This is a genomic window from Bacillus sp. FG16, assembly GCF_057809515.1.
The window spans coordinates 17,378-44,125 of record NZ_JBMDKC010000021.1; the positions used below are offsets into that span (position 1 = coordinate 17,378).

The 26,748-nt window shown below is 37.5% G+C and carries 22 protein-coding genes and 1 other annotated feature; of the genes, 20 read left to right on the forward strand and 2 right to left on the reverse strand.

Annotated elements, in window-relative coordinates; translation table 11 throughout:
• Window positions 1-122 precede the first annotated feature (122 nt).
• From tig to ysxC, 5 genes are all read left to right on the forward strand, one after another.
• On the forward strand, window positions 123-1,400 hold the full coding sequence (gene tig, locus ACODS7_RS10285) for a trigger factor (protein WP_016080163.1): 1,278 nt from the start codon (window positions 123-125) through the stop codon (window positions 1,398-1,400).
• 264 nt (window positions 1,401-1,664) lie between these two features.
• Complete coding sequence (clpX, locus tag ACODS7_RS10290) at window positions 1,665-2,924, forward strand: ATP-dependent protease ATP-binding subunit ClpX (protein ID WP_000472289.1); 1,260 nt, start codon at window positions 1,665-1,667, stop codon at window positions 2,922-2,924.
• 106 nt (window positions 2,925-3,030) lie between these two features.
• On the forward strand, window positions 3,031-4,701 hold the full coding sequence (lonB, locus tag ACODS7_RS10295; RefSeq protein ID WP_016080164.1) for an ATP-dependent protease LonB: 1,671 nt from the start codon (window positions 3,031-3,033) through the stop codon (window positions 4,699-4,701).
• Window positions 4,702-4,883: 182 nt separating this feature from the next.
• Complete coding sequence (lon, locus tag ACODS7_RS10300) at window positions 4,884-7,214, forward strand: endopeptidase La (protein ID WP_000097288.1); 2,331 nt, start codon at window positions 4,884-4,886, stop codon at window positions 7,212-7,214.
• Entirely contained in the window at window positions 7,211-7,807 is a 597-nt protein-coding gene (gene ysxC / locus ACODS7_RS10305; RefSeq protein ID WP_000869118.1) for a ribosome biogenesis GTP-binding protein YsxC, read from the forward strand. The genes lon and ysxC overlap by 4 nt, the downstream gene beginning before the upstream one ends.
• 34 nt (window positions 7,808-7,841) lie before the next feature.
• Here ysxC and ACODS7_RS10310 read toward each other — a convergent pair whose 3' ends face one another.
• A complete protein-coding gene (locus tag ACODS7_RS10310; protein ID WP_029443372.1) occupies window positions 7,842-8,258 on the reverse strand; it encodes an organic hydroperoxide resistance protein in 417 nt (138 codons plus the stop codon).
• A 2-nt stretch (window positions 8,259-8,260) separates the two neighbouring features.
• On the reverse strand, window positions 8,261-8,713 hold the full coding sequence (locus tag ACODS7_RS10315; protein WP_029443371.1) for a MarR family winged helix-turn-helix transcriptional regulator: 453 nt from the start codon (window positions 8,711-8,713) through the stop codon (window positions 8,261-8,263).
• Between the two features lie 415 nt (window positions 8,714-9,128).
• Between ACODS7_RS10315 and hemA the strand changes: the two genes are divergently transcribed.
• The 15 genes from hemA to mreC all read left to right on the forward strand — a co-directional run bounded on the left by hemA (window position 9,129) and on the right by mreC (window position 26,740).
• A complete protein-coding gene (gene hemA / locus ACODS7_RS10320; protein ID WP_016080167.1) occupies window positions 9,129-10,463 on the forward strand; it encodes a glutamyl-tRNA reductase in 1,335 nt (444 codons plus the stop codon).
• A gap of 17 nt (window positions 10,464-10,480) precedes the next feature.
• Window positions 10,481-11,314, forward strand: coding sequence for a cytochrome c biogenesis protein (locus ACODS7_RS10325; protein WP_000009002.1), 834 nt, complete (start codon window positions 10,481-10,483; stop codon window positions 11,312-11,314).
• Window positions 11,315-11,329: 15 nt separating this feature from the next.
• Entirely contained in the window at window positions 11,330-12,259 is a 930-nt protein-coding gene (hemC, locus tag ACODS7_RS10330) for a hydroxymethylbilane synthase (protein WP_016080168.1), read from the forward strand.
• Between the two features lie 2 nt (window positions 12,260-12,261).
• Window positions 12,262-13,014 carry a uroporphyrinogen-III synthase gene (gene hemD / locus ACODS7_RS10335; RefSeq protein ID WP_016080169.1) on the forward strand — a complete coding sequence of 251 codons (753 nt, stop codon included), beginning with the start codon at window positions 12,262-12,264 and terminating at the stop codon, window positions 13,012-13,014.
• Window positions 13,015-13,034: 20 nt separating this feature from the next.
• Window positions 13,035-14,024 (forward strand): porphobilinogen synthase, encoded by a 990-nt coding sequence (hemB, locus tag ACODS7_RS10340; protein ID WP_029443370.1) that lies wholly within the window; start codon window positions 13,035-13,037, stop codon window positions 14,022-14,024.
• A complete protein-coding gene (gene hemL, locus ACODS7_RS10345; protein WP_000712942.1) occupies window positions 14,024-15,310 on the forward strand; it encodes a glutamate-1-semialdehyde 2,1-aminomutase in 1,287 nt (428 codons plus the stop codon). The genes hemB and hemL overlap by 1 nt, the downstream gene beginning before the upstream one ends.
• A gap of 80 nt (window positions 15,311-15,390) precedes the next feature.
• Window positions 15,391-16,401 carry a stage VI sporulation protein D gene (spoVID, locus tag ACODS7_RS10350; RefSeq protein WP_140163894.1) on the forward strand — a complete coding sequence of 337 codons (1,011 nt, stop codon included), beginning with the start codon at window positions 15,391-15,393 and terminating at the stop codon, window positions 16,399-16,401.
• Between the two features lie 66 nt (window positions 16,402-16,467).
• A complete protein-coding gene (gene ysxE, locus ACODS7_RS10355; RefSeq protein ID WP_243168358.1) occupies window positions 16,468-17,493 on the forward strand; it encodes a spore coat protein YsxE in 1,026 nt (341 codons plus the stop codon).
• A gap of 218 nt (window positions 17,494-17,711) precedes the next feature.
• Window positions 17,712-17,943 (forward strand) — a binding site (T-box leader).
• Between the two features lie 37 nt (window positions 17,944-17,980).
• Window positions 17,981-20,626 (forward strand): valine--tRNA ligase, encoded by a 2,646-nt coding sequence (locus ACODS7_RS10360; protein ID WP_000072222.1) that lies wholly within the window; start codon window positions 17,981-17,983, stop codon window positions 20,624-20,626.
• Between the two features lie 93 nt (window positions 20,627-20,719).
• Window positions 20,720-22,021: a bifunctional folylpolyglutamate synthase/dihydrofolate synthase gene (locus tag ACODS7_RS10365; protein ID WP_029443369.1), complete on the forward strand. Its 1,302-nt coding sequence runs from the start codon at window positions 20,720-20,722 to the stop codon at window positions 22,019-22,021.
• 165 nt (window positions 22,022-22,186) lie between these two features.
• The gene (locus ACODS7_RS10370; protein ID WP_243168359.1) at window positions 22,187-23,137 is read left to right on the forward strand and encodes a stage II sporulation protein B; all 951 of its coding nucleotides are present in this window, start codon (window positions 22,187-22,189) and stop codon (window positions 23,135-23,137) included.
• A 233-nt stretch (window positions 23,138-23,370) separates the two neighbouring features.
• Window positions 23,371-23,946 (forward strand): Maf family protein, encoded by a 576-nt coding sequence (locus ACODS7_RS10375; protein ID WP_029443367.1) that lies wholly within the window; start codon window positions 23,371-23,373, stop codon window positions 23,944-23,946.
• Window positions 23,947-23,992: 46 nt separating this feature from the next.
• Window positions 23,993-24,670: a DNA repair protein RadC gene (gene radC / locus ACODS7_RS10380; RefSeq protein ID WP_016080177.1), complete on the forward strand. Its 678-nt coding sequence runs from the start codon at window positions 23,993-23,995 to the stop codon at window positions 24,668-24,670.
• 157 nt (window positions 24,671-24,827) lie between these two features.
• Entirely contained in the window at window positions 24,828-25,847 is a 1,020-nt protein-coding gene (mreB, locus tag ACODS7_RS10385; RefSeq protein ID WP_000466736.1) for a cell shape-determining protein MreB, read from the forward strand.
• Between the two features lie 41 nt (window positions 25,848-25,888).
• Window positions 25,889-26,740: a rod shape-determining protein MreC gene (gene mreC, locus ACODS7_RS10390; RefSeq protein ID WP_016080178.1), complete on the forward strand. Its 852-nt coding sequence runs from the start codon at window positions 25,889-25,891 to the stop codon at window positions 26,738-26,740.
• Window positions 26,741-26,748 lie beyond the last annotated feature (8 nt).

The window sequence follows — 26,748 nt, forward strand, 5'->3', positions numbered from 1 at the left end:
TTATATCTGAAAGCTTTTGCTAGAGGATTATTTGTGTATTTGTTATTTCAAAAAAGAGATAATGAAGATCTTAATCTATAGAGGTATGTGCATACATTATTATAGTTGGAGGGAAAGAATAAATGTCTACAAAATGGGAAAAATTAGAAGGTAACGTTGGCGTTTTAACAATCGAAGTTGATGCTAAAGAAGTAAACAACTCTATCGACGCTGCGTTCAAAAAAGTAGTAAAAACAATTAACGTACCAGGTTTCCGTAAAGGAAAAATGCCTCGTCCATTATTCGAACAACGCTTTGGTATTGAATCTTTATACCAAGATGCTTTAGATATCATTTTACCAAAAGCATACGGTGAAGCGATTGAAGAAGCTGGTATCTTCCCAGTTGATCATCCTGAAATCGACATCGAGAAGTTCGAAAAAAATACTAACCTTATCTTCACTGCAAAAGTTACAGTGAAACCTGAAGTTAAATTAGGTGAGTACAAAGGTTTAGCAGTAGAAAAAGTTGAAACAACTGTAACTGACGAAGATGTAGAGAACGAATTAAAATCTTTACAAGAGCGTCAAGCTGAACTAGTTGTTAAAGAAGAAGGAACTGTTGGAAACGGTGATACAGCTGTAATCGACTTCGAAGGTTTCGTTGATGGCGAAGCATTTGAAGGCGGAAAAGGCGAAAACTACTCTCTAGCAATCGGTTCTGGTACATTCATCCCAGGTTTCGAAGAGCAAGTAATCGGTCTTAAATCTGGTGAGTCTAAAGACGTTGAAGTATCATTCCCAGAAGAGTACCATGCTGCTGAATTAGCTGGCAAACCAGCAACATTCAAAGTAACAATTCACGAAATCAAAACAAAAGAACTTCCTGAGTTAAACGACGAGTTCGCTAAAGAAGCTGACGAAGAAGTTGCAACTCTTGATGAATTAAAAGCAAAACTTCGCACAAACTTAGAAGAAGGCAAAAAGCACGAAGCTGAGCACAAAGTACGTGACGAAGTAGTAGAATTAGCTGCTGCTAACGCTGAAATCGAAATTCCAGAAGCTATGATCAACACTGAGTTAGATCGTATGGTTCGTGAATTCGAGCAACGTTTAAGCCAACAAGGTATGAACCTTGAGCTTTACTACCAATTCACAGGTACTGACGCTGACAAATTAAAAGAGCAAATGAAAGAAGATGCACAAAAACGTGTAAGAATCAATCTTGTTCTTGAAGCTATCATTGAAGCTGAAAACATCGAAGTTACTGAAGAAGAAGTAACTGCAGAAGTTGAAAAAATGGCTGAAATGTACGGTATGCCAGTAGACGCTATCAAGCAAGCTCTTGGAAGCGTAGACGCTTTAGCTGAAGATCTTAAAGTACGTAAAGCTGTAGACTTCTTAGTAGAAAACGCTGCATAATAAAATAACAAGGCACGATTTTAATCGTGCCTTGTTTTATAAATATAGAAATATATTTATAAAACTTTTCGATGGAGAAGGAAAAGTTCCTTTACAAGTCGAATATACATATTTCAAAAGTTTTAAAATTTTTTTATTTGTACATAACTAGTCATATTATTTGTATTTCTCGCCACGTAGTGACATAATATGTATTTACATACGATACATTTATCGTGTACATACGAAGGCAAGAGGTTAGCACTTTGTAAGGGGTGTGAAAATATGTTTAAATTTAATGATGAAAAAGGGCAATTAAAATGTTCTTTCTGTGGTAAAACACAAACGCAAGTTCGAAAGTTAGTGGCAGGTCCAGGTGTTTACATTTGTGACGAGTGTATCGAACTTTGTACTGAAATTGTACAAGAGGAGCTTGCGAAGGACGAAGAAGTAGAATTCAAAGATGTACCGAAACCGGTAGAAATTCGTGAAATCTTAGATGAGTATGTCATCGGGCAAGATAGCGCGAAAAAAGCACTAGCGGTAGCGGTATATAACCATTACAAACGCATTAATTCTAACAGCAAAATTGATGATGTAGAATTAGCGAAGAGTAATATCGCACTTATCGGGCCAACAGGTAGTGGTAAAACATTACTGGCACAAACGTTAGCGCGTATTTTAAATGTTCCATTTGCAATCGCGGACGCAACATCTTTAACAGAAGCTGGATATGTTGGGGAAGATGTAGAAAATATCTTACTAAAATTAATTCAAGCAGCTGATTATGATGTAGAGAAAGCGGAAAAAGGAATCATTTATATTGATGAGATTGATAAAGTGGCACGTAAGTCCGAAAATCCATCAATTACACGTGATGTATCTGGTGAAGGTGTGCAGCAGGCACTTCTGAAAATTTTAGAGGGTACTGTAGCAAGTGTTCCACCTCAAGGTGGTCGTAAGCATCCGCACCAAGAGTTTATTCAAATTGATACAACGAACATCTTATTCATTTGTGGTGGAGCGTTTGATGGCATTGAGCCGATTATTAAACGTCGTCTTGGTGAAAAAGTAATTGGATTTGGTTCTGAGAAGAAAAATGCTGATGTAAATGAGAAGCATGTTTTATCTCACGTATTACCAGAAGATCTTTTAAGATTTGGTTTAATTCCAGAGTTTATCGGTCGTCTTCCAGTTATTGCGAACCTAGAGCCACTTGATGAAGATGCTCTTGTTGATATTTTAACGAAACCGAAAAATGCACTTGTTAAGCAATTCCAAAAACTATTGGAGCTTGACGATGTTGAGTTAGAGTTTGAAGAAGGTGCACTAATCGAAATTGCGAAAAAAGCAATTGAACGTAAAACGGGTGCTCGTGGACTTCGTTCTATTATTGAAGGCTTAATGCTTGATGTAATGTTCGAACTTCCATCTCGTAAAGATATCGAGAAGTGTATTCTTACAAAAGAAACAGTAGCTGATAATGAGCCGCCAAAATTGGTGTTACAAGACGGTACTGTACTTGATACAAAAACATCTGCATAATGCGAAAGGGAAACAGCAATTTTTATAATTGCTGTTTTTCTTTATGTTTAGCTATGTTCCTCCGCGGAAATACTAAGAGATAAAATATTGCGGGAGGAAATAAATAATGAGCTGGACAAATATATTTTTAGTTGTTCAACTTGTTTTTGGTGTAATTGTCGGATTGTATTTCTGGCATTTACTTCGAAATCAACGAACACAAAAAGTTTCAATTGATCGAGAATCGAAAAAAGAATTAGAACAGCTTCGTAAAATGCGTGAGATTTCTTTAACAGAGCCGCTAGCAGAAAAGGTGCGTCCTACATCCTTTTTAGATATTGTAGGGCAAGAGGACGGGATTAAGTCGTTAAAAGCGGCTCTTTGTGGTCCGAATCCGCAACATGTAATCATATATGGCCCGCCAGGTGTTGGGAAAACAGCGGCAGCACGTCTTGTATTAGAAGAAGCGAAACGAAATCCTAAATCTCCATTTCGTACGAATGCAACATTTATTGAACTTGATGCGACGACAGCTCGGTTTGATGAACGTGGTATCGCAGACCCTTTAATTGGTTCGGTGCATGATCCGATTTATCAAGGTGCTGGGGCGATGGGGCAAGCAGGTATTCCGCAACCGAAAAAAGGTGCTGTAACAGATGCGCATGGTGGTATTTTGTTTATTGATGAGATTGGTGAACTCCATCCGATTCAAATGAACAAAATGTTAAAGGTGTTAGAAGATCGAAAAGTATTTTTAGAAAGTGCGTACTATAGTGAAGAAAATACGATGATCCCAACATATATACATGATATTTTTCAAAAAGGCTTACCGGCAGATTTTCGCTTAGTTGGAGCAACGACACGTTCGCCAGAGGAAATTCCTCCTGCTATTCGGTCACGTTGCTTAGAAGTATTTTTCCGTGAATTAGATACGGAAGAAATTCAAAAAGTAGCGAAAAATGCCGCGGAAAAAGTAGAAATGCAAATAGGTGAAAATGGTATTGAAATGATTGGGATGTATGCAAGAAATGGACGAGAAGCGATTAATCTTGTGCAAATCTCTGCTGGTATGGCGATAAATGAAGAACGTTCTTTCATTAAAGATGAAGATATAGAGTGGGTTGTTCACTCAAGTCAGCTTACACCGAAATACGAAAAGCACATTTATCCGATTCCAAGGATTGGTCTTGTAAATGGTCTTGCTGTATACGGACCAAATACAGGTGCGTTATTAGAAATTGAAGTAACAGCAATTCCGGCGAAAGATAAAGGATCGGTAAATGTTACCGGAATTGTAGAAGAAGAAAGTATTGGTAGTCAAACGAAATCGATTCGCCGTAAAAGTATGGCAAAAGGCTCTGTTGATAATGTATTAACAGTACTTCGTTCTTTAGATGTGTTGCCAGAAGGATACGATATACATATTAATTTTCCAGGTGGTATCCCAATTGATGGACCTTCTGCAGGAATCGCTATGGCAACAGGTGTATATTCTGCGGTGCATCGCACATATGTAAATAATGAAGTAGCGATGACAGGTGAAATAAGTATACACGGAGAAGTAAAGCCTATTGGTGGCGTGTACGCAAAAATAAAAGCTGCGAAAAAAGCGGGAGCTAAGAAAGTCATTATTCCTGCTGAAAATATGCAACCATTTTTGTATACGATAAAGGGAATTGAAATTATTCCTGTCCGTAAGTTAAAAGAAGTATTTGAGTTAACGTTTATGCAAGAAAATATGCATAGAGAGCTAGATGTACATACTAACGTAGACGAAACAGATGCACAATCTATGTAAAAATAAACAATAATAAAATTTGCCAGACTTCGTTTAAGTTTGTATGCTTAATCGGAGTCTTTTTTCTTTTCGTGAGATAGAAAAACAAGCTATTTACAATTGCGAGGAATCTCAGCAATTGCATCTAGGTGTATTGTAATATAAAATAGTTGAACAGGAGTTTAATTTATTATGGAGGTGCTATGTCTAGTATGAATACGAACGAAAGAATCGTGCCCCTCCTACCATTAAGAGGCGTTCTCGTATATCCAACGATGGTTTTGCATCTTGATGTAGGACGTGATAAATCGATACAAGCACTAGAGCAGGCGGCAATGGATGAAAATATCATCTTTTTAGCAATGCAAAAAGAAATGAATATCGATGATCCGAAAGAAGATGACATATATAGTGTAGGTACAGTGGCGAAAGTAAAGCAAATGCTAAAATTGCCGAACGGTACGCTTCGTGTCCTTGTGGAAGGTTTACATAGAGCAGAAGTAATAGAGTTTATCGAAGAAGAAAATGTAGTACAAGTGTCTATTAAAACGGTAACTGAAGAAGTAGAAGATGATTTAGAAGAGAAAGCTCTTATGCGTACGTTACTGGAGCATTTCGAACAATATATTAAAGTTTCCAAAAAAGTTTCAAATGAAACATTTGCAACGGTAGCTGATGTAGAGGAACCAGGGAGATTAGCTGATTTAATTGCTTCTCACTTGCCGATTAAAACGAAGCAGAAACAAGAGATTCTAGAGATTGTATCTGTAAAAGAACGATTACATACACTTATTTCAATTATTCAAGATGAACAAGAGTTACTTAGCCTAGAAAAGAAAATTGGGCAACAAGTGAAACGTTCAATGGAGCGCACGCAAAAAGAATATTTCTTACGTGAGCAAATGAAGGCGATTCAAACTGAACTTGGCGACAAAGAAGGTAAGGGCGGAGAAGTAGAAGAACTTCGTGAAAAAATTGAACAGTCAGGAATGCCCGAAGAAACAATGAAGGCTGCGCTGAAAGAATTAGATCGTTATGAAAAGTTACCAGCAAGTTCTGCGGAGAGTGGTGTTATTCGCAATTATATCGATTGGTTATTAGCGCTTCCGTGGACAGAGGCAACAGAAGATATAATTGATCTTGCTCATTCGGAAGAGATTTTAAATAACGATCATTACGGTCTTGAAAAAGTGAAAGAGCGTGTACTTGAATATTTAGCTGTACAGAAGTTAACGAATTCATTAAAAGGACCTATCCTTTGTTTAGTAGGCCCTCCTGGGGTCGGAAAAACTTCGTTAGCGCGTTCAATTGCAACATCATTGAATCGTAACTTTGTCCGTGTATCTCTTGGTGGTGTGCGTGATGAATCTGAAATTCGTGGTCACCGCCGTACATATGTTGGAGCAATGCCAGGACGCATTATTCAAGGTATGAAAAAGGCGAAAACAGTTAATCCAGTCTTCTTATTAGATGAGATTGATAAAATGTCTAACGATTTCCGTGGAGATCCATCAGCAGCATTACTTGAAGTATTAGATCCAGAACAAAACCATAACTTCAGTGATCATTACATTGAAGAACCATATGATCTATCGAAAGTTATGTTTGTAGCAACTGCTAATACACTTTCAAGTATTCCAGGTCCATTACTTGACCGTATGGAAATCATTTCGATTGCTGGCTATACAGAACTTGAAAAAGTACACATTGCTCGCGAGCATTTACTGCCGAAACAATTAAAAGAGCATGGCTTACGAAAAGGTAATTTACAAGTGCGCGATGAAGCACTTCTTGAAATTATTCGTTATTATACACGTGAGGCTGGTGTTCGTACGCTAGAACGCCAAATTGCAAAAGTTTGCCGTAAAGTAGCGAAAATTATCGTTACAGCAGAACGTAAACGTATCGTTGTGACAGAGAAAAAGATTGTTGATTTACTTGGTAAACACATATTCCGTTATGGGCAAGCTGAAAAAACAGACCAAGTTGGTATGGCAACAGGTCTAGCTTACACAGCAGCAGGCGGCGATACACTTGCAATTGAAGTTTCTGTAGCGCCAGGAAAAGGGAAACTAATTTTAACAGGGAAACTTGGGGATGTTATGAAAGAATCAGCACAAGCTGCGTTTAGTTATATACGTTCTCGTGCAGAAGAGCTTCAGATTGATCCGAATTTCCATGAGAAAAATGATATTCATATTCATGTTCCAGAAGGAGCAGTTCCGAAAGATGGACCGTCAGCAGGTATTACGATGGCAACGGCACTTATTTCTGCACTAACAGGTATTCCTGTAAGTAAAGAAGTAGGTATGACAGGTGAAATTACACTTCGTGGTCGTGTATTACCAATTGGTGGCTTAAAAGAAAAAACATTAAGTGCTCACCGCGCAGGCTTAACAAAAATTATTTTGCCAGCAGAAAACGAGAAAGATTTAGATGATATTCCAGAGAGCGTAAAAGAAAACCTTACGTTTGTGCTTGCATCTCATTTAGATGAAGTATTGGAGCACGCATTAGTAGGAGTGAAACAATGAAAGTAACAAAAGCAGATATTGTAATTAGTGCTGTTAAACCAGAACAATATCCAGACAGTGATTTACCAGAAATTGCATTAGCAGGTCGTTCAAATGTCGGGAAGTCTTCCTTTATTAATAAAATTTTAAATCGTAAAAAGTTAGTGCGTATTTCTTCTAAACCAGGAAAAACGCAAACGCTGAACTTTTTCTTAATCAATGAGATGATGCATTTTGTTGACGTTCCAGGTTATGGATATGCGAAAGTGTCTAAGTCGGAGCGCGCGGCATGGGGGAAAATGATTGAAACGTACTTTACAACGCGTAAGCAATTAGACGCAGCTGTATTAGTAGTTGATTTACGTCACCAACCAACAAGTGATGACGTGATGATGTATGATTTCTTAAAGCATTATGAAATCCCAACAATTATTATTGCGACGAAAGCTGATAAAATCCCGAAAGGGAAATGGCAAAAGCATTTAAAAGTTGTAAAAGAAACGCTTGCTGTTGAAATTGGCGATGAAATCGTTCTATTCTCTTCTGAAACAGGACTTGGAAAAGAAGAAGCGTGGAAGGCAATTCATAAAATGACAAAAACAAAAAACGCGTGACGAATGTCGCGCGTTTTTTTCTTTATATAAGCTGTTAACGTACGTTTAATGTAACTTCAATATTACCTCGTGTTGCTTTAGAGTAAGGACATACACCGTGAGCCGCTTCTACAAGTTCTTGTGCTTCGCTATGTGAAACGCCAGCGACATGTACATCAAGCACGGCAGATAGGCCAAAACCACCATCTGTATCTTTTCCGATAGAAACGTGAGCAGTTACTTCTGTACTTTCTACTTTCACACGTTTTGTACGAATGACAAGTTGTAATGCACTATCGAAACAAGCTGCATAACCAGCTGCAAATAGTTGTTCTGGATTTGTTGCTTCTCCGCCTGCACCACCTAGTGCTTTCGGCATTTTCACATCAAGATTTAATATGCCATCATCTGAAACTACTTTCCCATTTCTTCCACCTGTTGCTGTTACTGAAGCAGTATATAATTTATTCATATTTATTCCCCTTTTCCATCATTAATTGTTTTCATTGTTTCAATTAGTTTATTTAGTTGAATTAATAAAGAGCGATATTTTTGTTCTGTAATTCCTAAGTTTGTAGCCATTGTTGTCGGTAATGAACAAGCCTTTTCCTTTAAATTTTTGCCTTGTTCTGTTAATTCAATACAAACTTTTCGCTCGTCTTCTTTGGAACGAACACGTTTTACAAGTGTTAATGATTCCATTCGTTTTAACATAGGTGTTAACGTACCGGAATCTAAAAATAGACGTTCTCCAATTTCTTTTACTGTTAGTCCATCTTGCTCCCATAGTACGAGTAAAGTAATGTACTGGGGATACGTAATACCCATTTCTTCTAAATAAGGTCGATAAAAACGAGTAACCTCTCTAGAACAGGCGTAAATAGAAAAACAAAGTTGGTTATCTAGATGCAAAGAGTCCTCTGTCATACATAACTCCCTTCTGGTTAAGTTGTGCACAATTTAATTTTGTAAAATCAATATAACGAAAAAGAAATAAAATGTCAAATACATTGTATTGAGAAAGTGTTTGCTACATTTTGGAACAATCATACATATTTTCCTTCATGATGAAAGAAGATAGGAAAGATGATGTTATAATTTATATGGAATAGTTTCCATCACTTGATTATGAGGACTTTTTTTGGTAACGTACAAATAGAGTTGTTAATTTATAATCATTATAAAGTAGGATTTTTTTTATTAGTTTGCTGAATCTCCTTTATTACATACGGAGAATAATTAAAAAATAATCGGTTGTTCACACGATTGTCAGATTCATAAGAGGAAAGTTGTATTATGATAGTAGATAAAGTGATAAAACGGGTGAAGGGGGACATGCTGCGTGCATATTCTTGTTGTTAGTGTAAATTATCGAACAGCCCCTGTAGAATTTCGTGAGAAACTCACATTTCAGGCAGCAGAGCTAGAGCGAGCGATGACTACATTACAAAATCAAAAGAGCGTGTTAGAGAATGTCATTGTATCAACTTGTAATCGCACTGAGATTTATGCTGTTGTCGATCAATTACACACGGGACGGTATTATATTAAGAAATTTTTAGCTGATTGGTTTCAGCTTGAAATAGAAGAAGTCGCACCATATTTAACTATTTTTGAACAAGATGGTGCAATAGACCATTTATTCCGCGTAACGTGCGGTTTAGATTCTATGGTAGTTGGAGAAACACAGATTTTAGGCCAAATAAAAGATAGCTTTTTAGAAGCACAACAAGTTAAAGCAACAGGCACAATTTTTAATGAATTGTTTAAGCAAGTCATTACATTAGCAAAACGTGCCCACTCAGAAACAACAATTGGTGAAAGTGCGATGTCTGTTAGTTATGCTGCTGTTGAGCTTGGAAAGAAAATATTTGGCGAGTTAACGGATTGTCACGTGCTTATTCTTGGTGCTGGCAAAATGGGCGAACTTGCATTGCAAAACTTATATGGAAGCGGTGCTCGTAAAGTAACAGTTATGAATAGGACGCTTTCGAAAGCAGAAGTAATGGCTGAGAAATATATGGGACATGCAAAATCGTTAAGCGAACTACAATGTGCATTATTAGAAGCAGATATTTTAATTAGTTCAACTGGTGCATCAGAGTATGTCATTACGAAAGAGATGATGACAAAGGTAGAGAAAATGCGCTCTGGTCGTCCTTTATTTATGGTTGATATTGCAGTACCACGTGATATTGATCCAGCGATTGATGAGTTAGAAGGTTCTTTCTTATATGACATTGATGATCTGCAAGGAGTAGTGGAAGCAAATCGTGCTGAGCGTTTGAAAGAAGCGGAGAAAATTCAATTTATGATTGAAGAGGAAATTGTTCTATTTAAAACGTGGTTAAGTACACTTGGTGTTGTTCCGTTAATAGCAGCTCTTCGTGATAAGGCACTTGTAATCCAAAGCGAAACGATGGAAAGTCTTGAACGAAAAATACCAAACCTTAGTGATCGTGAGAAAAAAGTCATTAGTAAGCATACGAAAAGTATTATTAATCAATTATTAAAAGACCCAATTTTAGTAGCGAAAGAAATAGCTGCTGAAGAGGGAGCGAGCGAAAAATTAGCGTTATTTGCGAAGATTTTCGATTTAGAAACGGAAGAAGTAGAGAGTCGTGCGGAAGAAGTAGAACATAAAAGAGTGTGGACACCATCCGTTCCATCTTTATAATTTGGAAGGATGATCGGATGAGTTTTTTAAATAACAGTATTATTTATCATATTGCAATTATTTTATATGCTTGTAGCATTAGTTTATATTTTATAGATTATTTCCAAAGTAACCGAAAGGCGAACCGATTTGCTTTTTGGTTACTTTCGATTGTGTGGGTATTGCAGTCTATTTTTATGTTGCTTAGGGCGACAGATTCAGAAACGAATCCCATTTTAACTTTATTATCAGGGATTTATTTTTATGTTTGGTTATTGATTACGATGTCGTTAGTCATAAATCGATTTATGCGCGTTGACTTTTTAGTCTTCTTTACAAATGTTGTTGCATTTGGCGTAAGCGCTTTTTCTATTTTTACACCGCTCGGAAAGATGTCGCCAGTACTTGCAGAGCAATTAGTTTCAGAACTTGTATACGTGCATGTTGGAATGGCGATTATTTCTTATGCAACGTTTACGGTATCGTTTATTTTTTCTATTATGTATTTACTGCAATATCGCCTATTAAAAAAGAAAAAGTGGAATGCGAGATTAAGAAGGTTAGGGAATTTACCGAAGCTTGAATCTACGTCTTACGGATTAAATTTATTTTCTGTTCCATTTTTCTTACTAGCAATTTTATTAGGGTGCATATGGGGATATACAAAATTGGATAATTTTCATTGGTATGATACGAAAGTAATTGGTTCGTTTGTCGTTCTATTTGTATATTGTGCGGGCTTGTATTTAAGAGCGGCTGATGTGTTGCAAGGGAAGAAAATAGTACTGTGGAATGTAGGGGCCTTTCTCGTAATGTTAGTTAACATTTTTCTATTAAGTAGTTTATCTAATTTCCACTTTTGGTATTTATAATGAGGAGAGAGAATTATGCGCAAAATTATTGTAGGTTCACGAAAGAGTAAGCTAGCATTAACGCAAACCAACTGGTTTATTGATCAGTTAAAAGCACTTGGCTTACCATATGAATTTGAAGTGAAAGAAATTGTCACTAAAGGTGATGTGATTTTAGATGTTACTCTTTCAAAAGTAGGCGGAAAAGGTTTGTTCGTTAAAGAAATTGAGCATGCGTTACTTACGAAAGAAATCGATATGGCTGTACATAGTATGAAAGATATGCCAGCCGTACTTCCAGAAGGGTTAATGATTGGCTGTACACCAAAGCGTGTTGACCCTCGTGATGCTTTTATCTCAAAAAATGGAGCATCGTTTAAAGAGTTAGCGGAAGGTGCTATTTTAGGTACGAGTAGTTTAAGACGTAGTGCACAGCTACTCGCTGCGAGACCAGATTTACAAGTGAAGTGGATTCGCGGAAATATCGATACACGTTTACGTAAATTAAAAGAAGAGGATTACGATGCGATTATTTTAGCGACAGCTGGATTACAAAGAATGGGCTGGGATGATGAAGTTATTACAGAACATTTAGATGAAACGTTATGTGTACCTGCTGTAGGACAAGGTGCATTAGCGATTGAATGTCGTGAGGATGATAAGGATTTATTGCAGTTGTTAGCGCATATTAATGATGCGATAACAGAAAGAACAGTGGCAGCGGAGCGAGTATTTCTTCATAAACTTGAAGGTGGATGCCAAGTTCCAATCGCTGGATATGCAACCCTTACAGAAAACGATGCAATCGAATTAACAGCTCTTGTCGGCTCTATGGATGGTTCTGTTTTATTAAAAGAAACAGTAGTGGGTACTAATCCTGAAGAAGTAGGGTTAGAGGCCGCGGACCGTTTAATTAAACAAGGCGCCAAAGAACTCATTCTTGCTGCAAATAAGGAGCAACAATAAATATGAACGCTCTCGCTGGAAAAACGGTATTGATTACACGTGCCCAGCATCAAGCGAAACAAATGAGTGTAGCAGTGAAAGAAAAGAGCGGAATTCCATTGGAAATTCCGCTTTTGCGTATGGAAGGTATGTCTCATAGGCAAATTCAACATATTGAAGGGCAGCTACATTCGTATGACTGGGTTATTTTTACGAGCAGAAATGGTGTAGCTTTTTTTCTAGATAGTTTGAAAAAGAAACTACCACTAACCATTAAAATCGCTGCGGTAGGTGTGAAAACAAAATTAGAGTTAGAAAAAAGGGGCTATCAAGTTCATTTTGTTCCAACTTCATTTGTTGCAGAAGCATTTGCAGAAGAGTTTCTAAAAGAATTAAGTGGAAATGAACGTATTTTATTTCCAAAAGGAAATTTAGCAAGAGATGTAATACCAGTTAAACTTCGGGAAATTGGTGTTTCTCTAGATGAGTTAATCGTATACGGTACGAAAGTGAATATAGAAAAAAAGCAAGAGCTTATAGCAGCGTTGAAGTTAGGAGAAGTAGACATTATTACATTTACGAGCCCTTCAACTGTTACTAGTTTTGTTCGTTTACTTGAGGGTACAAACTGGAGAGAATGGACAAAAAAATGTACAATTGCTTGTATAGGACCTATTACGGAAAAAGAGGCAATTCGTTATTTTCCGTCTGTTATTGTGCCGAAAGAGTACACTGTAGAAGCATTGCTACAATGTGTTTGTGAATCTATAAAATGAAAGAATGGGGACAGAAATCTATGAACTCTTTACAATTTAATCGTCATCGTCGTTTAAGACAAAGCGGGGGCATGCGTGCGCTTGTACGTGAAACGTTTTTACATACGGAAGATTTTATTTACCCTATTTTTGTATTAGAAGGTGAAAATGTTCGTAATGAAGTTCCTTCTATGCCAGGCGTATATCAAATGTCTTTAGATTTATTGCAAGCTGAAATGCAAGAAGTTGTTGATTTAGGTATTCGTTCTGTTATTGTATTTGGTTTACCTGCTGAAAAGGATGAAGTTGGATCATCAGCATATTGTGATCATGGAATTGTACAACGTGCTATTCAACAAATTAAAGGTGATTTCCCTGAGCTAGTAGTAGTTGCGGATACATGTTTATGTCAATTTACAAGCCATGGTCATTGCGGTGTAATTGAAGATGGTATTATTTTAAATGACGAGTCTCTTGCAGTTCTTGCGAAAACAGCTGTAAGTCAAGCGAAAGCAGGAGCGGACATTATTGCGCCATCAAACATGATGGACGGCTTCGTAACAGCAATTCGCCATGCATTAGATGAAAATGGTTTTGGACACGTGCCAGTTATGTCGTACGCTGTGAAATATTCATCAGCATTTTATGGGCCATTCCGTGATGCTGCGCACGGTGCACCGCAATTTGGTGACCGTAAAACATATCAAATGGACCCAGCGAACCGTATGGAAGCATTCCGTGAAGCAGAATCAGATGTAATGGAAGGTGCTGATTTCTTAATTGTAAAGCCAGCTCTTTCTTACTTAGATATCATTCGTGATGTGAAAAATAACTTCAATTTACCAATCGTTGCTTACAACGTAAGTGGTGAATATTCGATGATTAAAGCGGCAGCGCAAAATGGCTGGATTAATGAAAAAGAAGTTGTTCTTGAAAAATTAATTAGTATGAAACGTGCAGGAGCAGACTTAATTATTACGTATCATGCGAAAGATGCAGCAAAATGGTTACAAGAAGGAGGCGCTAAATAATGAAAAAGTTTGATAAGTCGATTGCGGCGTTTGAAGAGGCACAAGACTTAATGCCTGGTGGCGTAAATAGCCCGGTTCGTGCTTTTAAATCTGTTGGGATGAATCCGTTGTTTATGGAGCGTGGAAAAGGCTCTAAAGTATATGATATTGATGGGAATGAATACATCGACTACGTATTATCATGGGGGCCTTTAATTCATGGTCATGCAAATGATCGTGTGGTAGAAGCGTTAAAATCAGTTGCTGAAAGAGGTACAAGCTTCGGTGCACCAACAGAAATTGAAAATAAATTAGCGAAACTTGTTATTGAGCGCGTACCATCAATTGAGATTGTGCGTATGGTTAACTCTGGAACGGAAGCGACAATGAGTGCACTACGTCTAGCTCGTGGTTATACAGGTCGTAATAAAATCTTGAAATTTATCGGTTGTTACCACGGTCATGGTGATTCGTTATTAATTAAAGCTGGTTCTGGTGTGGCGACTTTAGGTTTACCAGATAGCCCTGGTGTACCAGAAGGTGTAGCGAAAAATACGATTACAGTAGCTTATAATGATTTAGAAAGTGTGAAATACGCTTTTGAACAATTCGGTGATGATATTGCTTGTGTAATTGTAGAACCAGTGGCAGGGAATATGGGTGTAGTTCCTCCGCAACCAGGATTTTTAGAGGGGCTTCGTGAAGTAACAGAACAAAACGGTGCACTGCTTATTTTTGATGAAGTAATGACAGGATTCCGTGTTGCTTATAACTGTGGACAAGGTTACTACGGTGTAACACCTGATTTAACTTGTTTAGGTAAAGTAATCGGTGGTGGCTTACCAGTAGGAGCGTACGGTGGTAAAGCAGAAATTATGCGCCAAGTTGCGCCAAGCGGACCGATTTACCAAGCTGGTACTTTATCAGGTAACCCACTTGCAATGGCAGCAGGTTATGAAACGTTAGTACAGTTAACGCCAGAATCATATGTAGAATTTGAGCGTAAAGCTGAAATGTTAGAAGCTGGATTACGTAAAGCAGCTGAAAAACATGGCATTCCGCATCATATTAACCGTGCAGGTTCTATGATTGGTATTTTCTTTACAGATGAGCCCGTTATTAATTACGATGCAGCAAAATCTTCAAACTTAGAATTCTTTGCGGCTTACTATCGTGAAATGGTAGAACAAGGTGTATTCTTACCGCCATCTCAATTCGAAGGTTTATTCTTATCGACAGCACATAGTGACGCAGATATTGAGGCGACGATTGCAGCAGCTGAAATTGCAATGTCAAAATTAAAATAATGTATTAGAGAAAAATCGCTCTCCATAAGGGGAGCGATTTTTTTTATTCATAAAGTAAGCTTTCCCTACATAAATCTGTAATGACATATAGTTTGGGAGGGGGAAAAGAAGTGGCTGCAGATCATTCGTTACGATTTTCATTAAAAGAATCTGTTTGGTTCCAAAAGGGACAGGAAGTCGATGAACTTTTGTCAATTTCGTTAGATCCAGACGTTGAGATAGAAGAGCTTGATCATGAAGTAATTGTGAGAGGGCAATTAGATTTAACGGGAGAGTATGTTGCACGAAAAGATGATTCGGCGTATTCATTAAGAGAACTATCGCCAGCAAAGTCAATTGATTATGTAGAAACAAGGGAAGATGGGGTTAATGAACTTGTTCATTCCTTTCCGCTTGAAATATCAATTCCGAGAAATCGAGTGAAAGTAATTGAAGAACTATATGTATCAATTGAGGAATTTGATTATGAATTAAAGGAAAATGGTTGCTTACAATTATTAGCGGATATATCTATTACCGGTTTATGTGATGAAGAGAGAAGCGAGGATGAAGCTGAAGAGGAAGAGACGGTGTATGCGGAGTTAGAAGAAGATTCAGCGCAAGAGGATGAAAATAGACCGGCGCCGCATGTAGAAGAACCAACATATAAGGAATCAGATGAGTGGGAAGATTACGCATTTGAACCGTTCCAGTTAGAGGAAAGAAAAGAACAGGAATTAGAAGAAGAGAAAATAGAAGAACATGAATTTGTGGAGCGTGAAGCGGAGCAAGAAACAACGCCGCAATTTGAATTGTTTGGGCGAAAAGATTTCAAGAAAGAAAAAGCGAAAAAGCAGGAAGAACAAGAAGAAGAGTACTCACAGCGAGATGAAAATGCGCTTTATTTAACAAAACTATTTACGAAAGAACCGGAAGAAGAATTTACAAAGTTAAGAATGTATTTCGTGCAAGAAGGGGATACAATTGAATCTATTGCAGAACGTTATGAAACGTCTGTACAAAATGTGTACCGTGTCAATCAAACAGAAGATATATTTTTAAATACGGGGCAAATTATTTATATTCCCGTTTCAAGGGTAAAGGCGAAATAAGGAAGTGAGTGTTTTCACTCGCTTCTTTTCTTAGAGGCTATGTTTTGAATAGAAAGGGTTATTCGTATGGATATTGAATTACGAAATCACTATGAACCTATCGTGAGGCAATATAGATTGGATACGCAGCATATGGAAGAGCACGGAAGTGTAATGAAAATTTATACGAATCAAGGTCCATATGCACTCAAGAAAATAGAAGGCAGAAAGTTAGAGCGGAATAATTTTCTGCATCATATTCAATATTTGAAGGAGAAAGGTTTTTCAAATTATGTACCTATATACCATGCGACGGATGGAAATTATATTTTAAGTGACGGGACGTATAATTATTATTTAATGCCTTGGTTAGAACGTGCAGAAGGAAACGGCGAAGACAATGATCAATACCATAAAATGTTTCAGACACTCGGAACGTTGCATCAAAAAACTGTGAAGGAAGAAACATATACGGAAGAAGATTTAGAAAAACATTATACAACTATATCCGATCGCTGGGAAAATGATGGTGAGATGTTAGAAGAGTTTCTCGTAGAATCTGAATCGAAATGGTATATGTCTCCGTTTGAATTACAATATTGTACGTACTATCATCATGTAATGAGCGCGCGTGAATTTGCAACGAAGCAATTAAATGAGTGGAACGATGCGATGAAAGAAAAAGAGAAAACACGTATTACTTTTGTGCACGGTAACGTGTCGCTTAATCATTTTTTATTTGACTATGAGCGGAATGGCTATTTTATTAGTTTGGAAAAATCGAAGTTTGCAACGCCTGTGCAAGATATAGTAGGTTTTTATTCGCGGTCTTTAAACACATATCCAATCGCAAGAAGTGATCGGTTTGAATGGTATCAAATGTATCAAAAAAATTTTCCATTTACGAAAGAAGAGCAACTTCTCATGTTTGCTTATATGACGTATCCATCACAATTTATTCGACAAATCGGGTCTTATAGGAAAAGAAAAGATAATCGCAGCGAGGAAAATGAACTGCGCGAAGTAAAGAGTTTGCAACAATCGCATTGGCTCGTTAGCAATATAGAATATTTCCTGTCACAATTACAAGCTGCCCAGCAAGGGAACGGGTAAAGTGAAACTTTAATCAGTGGGTGGCTCCCATCTAACTTCTTTGCTTCAGTTGAATTTTGAGGTGGGGGTCTTACTGCCCACAAATAGCGGGATAAAGAAGATAAGTAGAGAATGCTACTTATCTTTTTTGTATTCACCCGAAAAGCCATAGTTTTAAATTTATCTTGACGAATAAGGTTTCGTTTTTTACACTATTGTATATAATAATTAACAATCATATAAATGCCTTGAAGGGGAAGAGTATAACATGAAACGTCTTCAGAGAGGAGAATCATTAGCTGGGAGATTCTCTAGATAGTTATGTTAGAAGGTAGCCCTGGAGCATCTTTTCTGAACGGAATAGTTCTCATTAGGAAAAGACGGATTTGTCCGTTATCAAATTAAGAGTATAAGCAAATTATGAATTTGTTTGTAAATAAAGGTGGTACCGCGATGTCCCTCGTCCTTTTTGGATGAGGGACATTTTTTATTTTAAGGAGGGAAAATAATGTCAAACACGGAAAAGAATTTACCAACTAAATATGATCATATGTCCGTTGAAGAAGGCCTTTATCAATGGTGGCTTGAAGGCAAGTATTTTGAAGCAACAGGAGACGAGAAGAAACAACCGTATACAATTGTAATTCCACCTCCGAACGTAACTGGTAAGTTACACTTAGGTCATGCTTGGGATACAACTCTTCAAGATATTTTAACTCGTACGAAGCGTATGCAAGGATACGATGTGTTATGGCTTCCAGGAATGGACCATGCTGGTATCGCAACACAAGCGAAAGTAGAAGGAAAACTTCGTGAAGAAGGTATTTCACGTTACGATCTTGGCCGTGAGAAATTCCTTGAAAAAGCTTGGGAGTGGAAAGAAGAGTACGCTTCTCACATTCGTCAACAATGGGGGAAAGTTGGTTTAGGGCTAGACTATTCTCGCGAACGTTTCACATTAGACGAAGGTTTATCTGATGCGGTTAATAAAGTATTCGTTCAATTATACGAAAAAGGCTTAATTTACCGCGGTGAATATATTATCAACTGGGATCCAGCAACACGCACAGCTCTTTCTGATATTGAAGTAATTCATAAAGAAGTTCAAGGTGCATTCTACCATATGAACTATCCGTTAACAGACGGTTCAGGTCACATTCGCCTTGCTACTACTCGTCCAGAAACGATGCTTGGTGATACAGCGGTAGCAGTTCATCCAGAAGATGATCGTTACAAACATTTAATCGGAAAAACAGTTACACTTCCAATCGTAGGCCGTGAGATTCCGATTATTGCTGATGAGTACGTAGAAAAAGACTTCGGAACAGGCGTTGTAAAAATTACACCAGCTCATGATCCGAACGACTTTGAAGTGGGTAACCGTCATGACTTACCACGCATCTTAGTAATGAACGAAGATGGATCGATGAACGAAAAAGCTGGTAAGTATAACGGTATGGATCGTTTCGAATGCCGTAAAGAATTAGTGAAAGACTTACAAGAAGCTGGCGTATTAGTAGAAATCGAGCCTCATATGCATTCAGTAGGTCATAGTGAGCGTAGCGGTGCAGTAGTTGAGCCTTACTTATCAACACAATGGTTCGTAAAAATGGCTCCACTTGCAGAAAAAGCAGTAGCACTTCAACAAAAAGAAGAAGAAAAAGTAACGTTCGTACCAGAGCGTTTTGAAAACACATATTTACGCTGGATGGAAAACATTCATGACTGGTGTATTTCTCGTCAATTATGGTGGGGACACCGCATCCCAGCTTGGTATCATAAAGAAACTGGTGAAGTATACGTAGGTACAGAAGCACCAGCAGATATTGAAAACTGGAATCAAGATAACGACGTACTTGATACATGGTTCAGTTCAGCGTTATGGCCATTCTCAACACTTGGTTGGCCAAATGAAGATTCAGCAGACTTCAAACGTTACTATTCAACAGATGCACTAGTAACTGGTTATGACATCATCTTCTTCTGGGTATCTCGTATGATTTTCCAAGGTTTAGAGTTTACAGGCGAGCGTCCATTTAAAGATGTATTAATTCACGGTTTAGTTCGTGATGAGCAAGGTCGTAAGATGAGTAAATCTCTTGGTAACGGTATTGACCCAATGGATGTTATCGAGAAGTACGGTGCAGATGCAATGCGCTATTTCTTATCAACAGGAAGTGCACCAGGTCAAGATTTACGTTTCAGCATGGAAAAAGTAGAATCTACTTGGAACTTCATTAATAAAATTTGGAACGCATCACGTTTCGTATTAATGAACATGGATGACATGAAGTATGAAGAAATCGATTTAACTGGTGAAAAATCAGTTGCAGATAAGTGGATCTTAACTCGCTTAAACGAAACGATCGAGAGTGTAACACGTAACATGGATAAATATGAGTTCGGTGAAGCTGGTCGTTCATTATACAACTTCATTTGGGACGATTTCTGTGACTGGTACATTGAAATGGCGAAACTTCCACTATACGGTGAAGATGAAGCAGCTAAGAAAACAACTCGTTCTATTTTAGCTTACGTATTAGATCAAACAATGCGTCTATTACACCCATTCATGCCATTCGTAACAGAGAAAATTTGGCAACATTTACCGCATGAAGGCGAATCTATTACAGTAGCTGCGTGGCCAACAGTTCGCGAAGATTTACAAGATACGGAAGCGGCAGCAGAAATGCACCTTCTAGTTGATATCATTCGTTCTGTTCGTAACATCCGTGCAGAAGTTAATACGCCAATGAGCAAAAAAGTTCAAATGCAAATTAAAGCAAAAGATGAGGCTGTACTTGCTCAACTTACGAAAAATAGCTCTTACATTGAGCGTTTCTGTAACCCAAGTGAATTAACAATTCAAACGGATTTACAAGCGCCAGAAAAAGCGATGACTGCAATCGTATCAGGTGCGGAGTTATTCTTACCGTTAGCTGATCTTATCAATCTTGATGAAGAGAGAGCTCGTCTTGAGAAAGAACTTGAGAAGTTTGATAAAGAAGTAGAACGTGTACAGAAGAAACTTTCTAACCAAGGTTTCGTAGCGAAAGCTCCTGCAGCGGTTATTGAAGGAGAGCGTGCGAAAGAGCAAGATTACCTAGAAAAACGCGAAGCAGTTCGTCAACGTCTAGCAGATCTTGAAAAGTAAAAATGTTTTTAGAGACTCACTATATTGGTGAGTCTCTTTTCTTTGCGTATAATAGAACTATGAAAGTTGTCTTTTGAAAGGGGAAAAGCATACGTGATACATACATACGAAGAAGCGATAGGGTGGATTCATACCCGGTTGAAATTTGGTATTAAACCAGGATTAGAAAGAATGAGTTGGATGCTAGAAGAGCTCGGAAATCCAGAGCGTCATATAAAATGTGTTCATCTTGCTGGTACAAATGGAAAAGGTTCAACGTTAACATATATGCGCTACATGTTAGAAGGCGCGAAATATAAGGTAGGAACGTTTACCTCTCCTTACATCGAAACATTTAATGAGCGCATTAGTGTGAATGGAACACCAATTGCAGATGAAGAGATTACTGAACTCGTAAAGATGGTAAAGCCAGTCGTTGAAAAGCTAGATGAGACAGATTTAGGGGAAGCGACTGAGTTTGAAATTATTACTGTTATGGCAATTTGCTATTTCGGTAAAGTCAATTTCTGTGATGTTGTTTTATTTGAAACAGGGCTTGGTGGACGTTTTGATTCTACCAATGTTATACACCCTGTTCTCACGATTATTACGAATATCGGTCACGATCATATGCATATTTTAGGGAATACACTAGGAGAAATTGCATATGAAAAGGCGGGGATTATTAAGTCTGGCGTGCCGGTAATTACTGGTGTACAAGATGAAGAAGCTTTGCAAGTCATTCAAAATGTTGCAAAGGAAAATCATGCAAACTTATACGAACTTGGCAATCATTTTACAGTGTTACATAAACAGTCTAACGAAGATGGGGAACAGTTTGATTTTACTTGTCCTTTTTCCGCATTTGAAGATTTGCAAATCTCAATGAAAGGTATTCATCAAGTAGGAAATGCAGCGCTAGCACTTATGGCGGTAATGTATGTAAAAACATATTTATCATTTTTAATTGAGGAAGAGGTAATAAGAACGGGATTACGGGAAGCGTATTGGATTGGGCGCTTTGAAAAGCTACAAAGTAACCCGGATATTATTATAGATGGTGCTCATAATCCAGAAGGTATTGAAAGCCTTGTGAAAACAGTAGAAGCGCATTATAAAGATAAAAATGTAATAGTTTTATTTACTGCCCTTGGTGATAAACAATTGCATAACATGGTAGGCCAATTAGAAACCATTGCAGATGAAATTATTTTTACAACATTCGCCTTTGATCGTGCTATTTCTGCCGACAAGCTTGCATCATATTCGCAAAAAGAATCAAAACTAGTTTTTGAAAATTGGAAAGAGGCAATTGATACAAAAGTTGAAATGATAGGGAAAAATGATGTTTTTATCATAACAGGTTCTCTTTATTTCATTTCTGAAGTTCGAAAATATATTCGAGAAAAAAACTAGATAGTCTTTGCTATCTAGTTTTTTTGTTCTACAAATGAAGTCAAATGCATACATATAAGATAAATATATAGGGTTATTTGGCGAATTCCTCTGACAAATATCTCGTTTTTTTGTGAAATGAATATGATATGATGCGGACAACGATAAGAGGTGAGGTGTGAGTGTATGGACAAGCAATCACGAACGATCTCAGTGAAAGTGAATGGAACAGAAGCGAAGTATGAGGAAAAGAAGAAAGATGAATTTGAATGGATGGTAGTAGAAAGTGAACGACCGAAAAATGTTGTTCCGTTTCAAAAAGCGAAATCAATGTCTGTGGAAAAATACCGAAAGAAGTGGAGTAATACATTAATTGCAATCGTTGCAACCGCAATTATTATCGGTACGGCGTTTGGAATGGGGATGCTTCATTTACTTACTGGACAAGGAACAACAGGAGGAAGTGAAGTAACTGCTTCAAGGCCGACTGGAAATGGAGAATCAAAGGTGGGTGGAACGGCAGAACAAACACCAGCACCGAAAGAAGAAAAACAAAAGGCGCAGGCAGGAACGTCATTGGATCCGATGAAATTATTTTTTGTTCAAGGGGGGCTTTATTCTTCTGAAGAAAAAGGACAGGCAGCTCTTGAAGAATGGAAAGGCAATGGGGGCATTGGTGCTTTGAGACCGAGCGGGGATAAGTATGCAATAGTTGTTGGTATTGCTAGCGATGAACAGGCTATAAATCAATTAATGACTAAGTATAAAAATGATGGTGTCTCCGTTTTAAAGAAGAACTGGGATATAACAGATAAAGCATTGCTGAAAGATGATAAAGAAGTAGGAACATTTTTAACAAAAGTGCAGCCATTATACACTCATTTAGCAAAATATGCTTCTAGCGTACAAGTTAGTGGAAAAAGCAGCGCAAAAGATATAGAAGCGATTGAAAAAGAATGGAAAGTGATTGAAAAAGAAGGGAAAAGTATGAAGCGAGAAGAAGCAAAGAAAATGTATATGTATACGTCGGTAGCTGTACAAACAGTAAAAGATGGGAAAATGGATAAGGAATCTTTGGCGAAATTAAATCAAGTTATTATTGATGGCTTACTCTCGTATGAAAAAATTGTTTCGTAGAAAGTGAAATGATAGGATAATAAAATGAGTAAGAAAGAAGTACATGTACTTCTTTCTTTTCTTTTGAATTTAGAGCAAAGTGCTTTCTCTATGACAGGAATATAATCGTATGCAATAAAGAAGTGTTATTTTTAGTTAGAGAAATTAATATTTCTTTCATTTGTGGGCAAACTATTCCTTTGATACGATTGATATAAATTGTTCTGCTTCATGTGAGAAAGGAAGGAGAAAATATGAAAAAAATAATTTTAGCTTCAGGGTCACCTCGGAGGAAGGAATTGCTTGAGTTAGCTAGCGTACCATTTGAAATCGTTGTAAGTGAAGTAGAGGAAACAATTGGTGCATATTCATCGCCTTCTGATATTGTAATGTCGCTTGCCTTGCAAAAAGCATCAGCGGTTGCAGAAAATAATAGTGATCACATTGTGTTAGGTGCAGATACAATTGTTACATATGAGTCGCGTATTCTTGGTAAGCCTTCTAATGAGGATGAGGCGAAAGAGATGTTACAATTACTATCAGGGAAAACACATGAAGTGTATACAGGTGTTGCGATTATATCAAAAGAAAAAACGGTTACTTTTTATGAGCGTACAGAAGTTACGTTTTGGGAATTAACAGAAGAGGAAATTGATACATACGTCGCGTCGAAAGAACCTCTTGATAAAGCAGGTAGTTATGGGATTCAAGGTAAAGGGTCTATTTTCGTTCAACATATTCAAGGGGACTACTATAGTGTAGTTGGCTTACCAATTGCACGTCTCGTTCGGGAATTAAAACAATTTGATATTGATGTAACCCATGCGTAAAATTGCATGGGGTTTTCTTTGAGAGAACAAATAAAGGGGTGGAGAGATGAACGGTATTCGTGATGTTGTAAGAGAAGAACAACCACGGGAGCGTTTATTGTTAGAAGGTGCTGGAAGTTTATCAAATCGAGAGCTTCTCGCAGTGTTACTCAGAACAGGTTCTAAAGAAGAAACAGTTTTAAAGTTGTCGGATAAAATTTTACACCAATTTGATGGCTTGCGTATGTTGAAAGATGCAACATTAGAAGAGCTAATTAGTATACATGGTGTTGGGATTTCAAAGGCATCGCAACTTATGGCGGCCTTTGAACTAGGTAGAAGAATGGTACGTTTAGAATATCAAAATAGATATAGTATTCGAAGTCCAGAAGATTGTGCGAAATACATGATGGAAGAAATGCGTTTTTTACAACAAGAGCATTTTGTTTGTTTATATTTAAATACAAAAAATCAAGTTATACATAGGCAAACGATCTTTATTGGAAGTTTAAACACGTCAATTGTACACCCAAGGGAAGTTTTTAAAGAAGCCTTCCGTCGTGCAGCAGCCTCTATCATATGTCTCCATAACCATCCCTCAGGAGACCCCACGCCGAGCCGTGAAGATATTGAAGTAACAAAACGCTTAGTAGAATGTGGCCAGATTATCGGAATTGAGGTGCTTGATCATATTATAATAGGTGACCATAAATTCGTGAGTTTAAAGGAAAAAGGTCATATTTAAGACTATGCTTTTTACTTATTTTGTTTTATAATGTGATTTATGAGTTTTTTGTAGAAATTTATCTACAAAAAGGATAAAGATATAAAAAACGTACTGTTTTTATAATATAAAGTAAGAAAAAATGAGTCCGTGAAAACAAGAAAGGAAGATAAATAATATGTTTGGATTTGGTGGATTTACTCGCGATCTTGGAATAGACTTAGGAACTGCGAACACGCTTGTATATGTAAAAGGAAAAGGTGTAGTTTTACGTGAACCTTCAGTAGTTGCGTTACAAACTGATACGAAACAAATCGTTGCTGTAGGTAGCGACGCAAAACAAATGATTGGTCGTACACCAGGGAACGTTGTGGCACTTCGCCCGATGAAAGACGGTGTAATTGCTGATTATGAAACAACTGCAACAATGATGAAATATTACATTCAACAAGCTCAAAAATCAAACGGTTTCTTCTCACGTAAGCCGTATGTAATGGTATGTGTACCATCTGGTATTACAGCTGTAGAAAGACGTGCAGTAATCGATGCGACTCGTCAAGCGGGTGCTCGTGATGCTTATCCTATCGAAGAACCATTTGCAGCAGCAATTGGTGCAAACTTACCTGTTTGGGAACCAACTGGTAGTATGGTTGTTGATATCGGTGGTGGTACAACAGAAGTTGCAATTATTTCTTTAGGTGGTATTGTAACAAGCCAATCAGTTCGTGTTGCTGGTGATGATATGGACGATTCAATCATTCAGTACATTAAGAAAAGCTATAACTTAATGATTGGTGAAAGAACAGCTGAAGCATTAAAATTAGAAATTGGTTCTGCAGGCGAGCCAGAAGGTATCGAGCCTATGGAAATTCGCGGTCGTGATTTAGTAAGTGGTTTACCAAAAACAGTACTAATTCAGCCAGAAGAAATTGCGGATGCATTAAAAGATACAGTAGATGCGATTGTAGAATCAGTTAAAAATACGTTAGAAAAAACTCCACCGGAATTAGCGGCTGATATTATGGACCGCGGTATCGTATTAACAGGTGGCGGGGCATTACTACGTAACTTAGATAAAGTAATTAGTGAAGAAACAAAAATGCCAGTTCTTGTTGCAGAAGATCCATTAGATTGCGTAGCAATTGGAACGGGTAAAGCATTAGACAATATCGATCTTTTCAAAACTGCTGCTCGATAATATTGCAAAATAAAAATCAGTGAAATTAAGAGGGTGTGAACGTGCCACAGTTTTTCTTAAACAAAAGATTAATTGTTTTGTTGGTTAGTATTATTCTTCTCGTGGCATTGATTGGAATCTCATTGAAAGAACGGAACAGTTTAACATGGCCAGAGCAGTTTGTTAAAGACACTGTCGGTGTTGTAGAACGTGTATTCCAAAAGCCAGCGAAATACGTAGCTGGATTCTTCGAAAATGTAGAGGATGTAAAGCGCACGTATGAAGAGAATAAAGAATTAAAAGCAAAATTAGATAATTATGCAGGTCTATCAGGGAAAGTAAAACAATTAGAAGATGATAACAAGAAGCTACAAGAGCTAACTGGTAAGAAAGAGTTAAATAGCGGGTATACTGAAATTCCAGCTACTGTTGTTTCTCGTAATCCAGATAAATGGTACGATTTAATTGGAATTGATAAAGGGGCACAGCAAGGAATTAAAAAAGATATGGCTGTAGTAACTTCACAAGGGTTAGTTGGAAGAGTGAAAAGTGTATCTCAGTTTACATCATCAGTAGAATTACTAAGTTCTATGAGCCGAACAAATCGCGTTTCTGCTATTGTACAAGGGCAAGAGAAAATCTTTGGTTTGATTGAAGGTTATGACAAAGAAAAACAATTACTTCTTTTCACAAAGATTGGCTCTGATGCACCGGTAGCAAAAGATCAACTAGTTGTAACATCTGGACTTGGTGATATTTTCCCGAAAGGTCTTGTAATTGGAAAAATCGTTGATGTTCAGCCGGATGCATATGGCTTAACAAAAACAGCTTATGTAAAACCTGCCGCTGATTTAAATGACGTAGAGCATATTACGGTTGCTAAACGTGCAACACCTTCAGCGCCATTAGAATAGGAGGAGAA